General features: G+C 64.8%; 2 protein-coding genes. Both read right to left on the reverse strand.

Annotated elements, in window-relative coordinates; translation table 11 throughout:
• A partial coding sequence (locus VIR09_RS29295; protein WP_332016063.1) for a methyl-accepting chemotaxis protein occupies positions 1 to 1,413 on the reverse strand: 1,413 nt, incomplete at its 3' end.
• A 139-nt stretch (positions 1,414 to 1,552) separates the two neighbouring features.
• The gene (locus VIR09_RS29300) at positions 1,553 to 2,020 is read right to left on the reverse strand and encodes a hypothetical protein (protein WP_332016064.1); all 468 of its coding nucleotides are present in this window, start codon (positions 2,018 to 2,020) and stop codon (positions 1,553 to 1,555) included.
• Between the last annotated feature and the right edge of the window lie 156 nt (positions 2,021 to 2,176).

Below are 2,176 nucleotides of genomic sequence, written 5' to 3' on the forward strand. Positions count from 1 at the left end.
CTCCACCTGCTGCGAGCCTGCGCCAACCTTGGTCACCGAGTCCTCGATCAGGCCCTTGATTTCCTTGGCCGCCTGGGCGCTGCGCTGCGCCAGCGAACGGACTTCGCCCGCCACCACCGCAAAGCCCTTGCCCTGCTCCCCGGCGCGCGCCGCTTCCACCGCGGCGTTCAGCGCCAGGATGTTGGTCTGGAAGGCAATGCCGTCGATCACCGACACGATCTCGGAAATCTTGCGCGAGCTGGCCGAAATGCCTTGCATCGTGCTGACCACTTCCGACACCGCCGAACCGCCGCGCTCGGCCACGTCCGAAGCGCTGGCCGCCAGCTGGTTGGCCTGGCGCGCGTTGTCGGCGTTCTGCTTCACCGTCGAGGCCAGTTCTTCCATCGAGGCCGCGGTTTCCTCCAGAGAAGCCGCCTGTTCTTCCGTACGGCTGGACAGGTCCGTGTTACCCGCCGAGATCTCGCGCGAGCCCACCGTAATCTCATCGACGCCGCGGCGCACTACCGACACGGTACGGGTCAAGCTTTCCTGCATGCGCTTGAGCGCGGCGAACAACTGGCCGATCTCATTGTGCGAACGCACTTCCACGCGGCTGGTCAGGTCTCCCGCGGCAATCTTGTCGAAATGCTGACCAGCTTCCACCAAGGGGCGCACCACCAGACGGCCGAACACCAGGCGCGCCAGGATCATCAAAAGCACCGCCAGGCCGACGGCAACGCCCACCGCCACCATGGCCAGGTTGAAATTGGCTTCAGCCTCGTCGATCGTGGCTTGTTGCTGGCCGCCGATGTACTTGCCGAACTCGCTGAGCGCCTCGATGAAGGCGGCGCTGCGCGGCGTGCCATACTCGTTGTTCACCATGTAGAAGGTGGAATAGTCTTCACTGCGCAAGGCCTCGACCATGGTGTCCACACCATCGTCGATGTACGAACGGTAGCGGCGCACCAGATTCATCGACAGCTGGCGACCCGTGTCGTCCTGCAACATGTTCTTCTGGAAATCCGCGAAGCGGCTGCGCACGCCGGTCAACAGATCCGTGGCGCCCTTCAAGGCCGCGGCGGCATCGCGCGCGGAGTTCTCTCCGCTGCCCCAACCGGATTCCTGCAGGTGGCGCGCGGCAACCATCAGGGCAACCCGCGCGCGCAGCATGTCGCTGTTGATCACTTCGACCTGCTTGGAACGCTCGGTCAAGGCATTGACCTCGCGGATCGACTCATAATTGCTCTGCAGGAAATACGCGGCCAGGCCGCCCACCGCAGCGATCAACACCGCGAAAAATGCCATGACCCACAGCAGCATGGTGCCGACGCGGGCATCGCGCAACCGCAGCTTGCGCTTCACCTTGGGCGCGCGCGCGGCCTTCTTCTTGCCGACCTTGCCGGATTTCGCACCGGATTCGAGACTCGCTTCCATATTATTTCCCCATCCCTCAGGAACTACTCTGACCAAATGAAAAACCACCCGACCGACATGCCTTGTTACACGAGGCACGCACTTCGGGCGACGTACATCGCGGCCTGCGCCGCGATGCTCCCCGCTGGACTACAGGGCGCTATTTGCCCTGAGGCTGCAACCCGGTCGGTTCACCCGGACCCGGGATGTAGATGGTCTGCACCTCGGGCGCCGCAGCGGATGGCGCCACGTCCTGACGCAGGTCAGGCGCAGGCGCGGGTCCCAGCAGCTTCTGGCGTTCCCAGGGTTCCAGCAAGATATTGGTGCTGTCGACGAGGCGCAACAGCCGGCCGTCCGGGCCGAACTGCAGCAGCGCTTCCTTGCGGCTGTACAGGCCGTCCGCGACGAAGGTGATTTTGAAGGCCCAGAGCGCGAGCAGCGTACCGTCGGTCTGCTTATAGAGCTTGTCGGGCGGGGCAGTCAGCGTCCGCGAAGCCTCTTCCAGCGTCGTCTGCCCCGGTGTCAGCATCGACAGCTTGCCCGGGTCGAAGTTATGCCCCGTCGCCGCGCAGCCGGCCAGAACCACCGCTATCGCGGCCGTCGCCAGAAGATGTATATAGCCTCGCATACCCTACCCATTTACCGGCCAGGCCGGTGTCAGAAAGATTCCCAATCGTCATCCGCGGGCGCAGCCCGGCGGCCAGGCGCCGTCGCGGGCTTCACCTCTGGCGCAGCAGTCGGACGCACGGTGGGACGGCGCAGCGGCCGTGCCGCCGTTGCCCCT

It is taken from the genome of Achromobacter sp. (assembly GCF_036567245.1).
Taxonomy (GTDB): domain Bacteria; phylum Pseudomonadota; class Gammaproteobacteria; order Burkholderiales; family Burkholderiaceae_B; genus Achromobacter.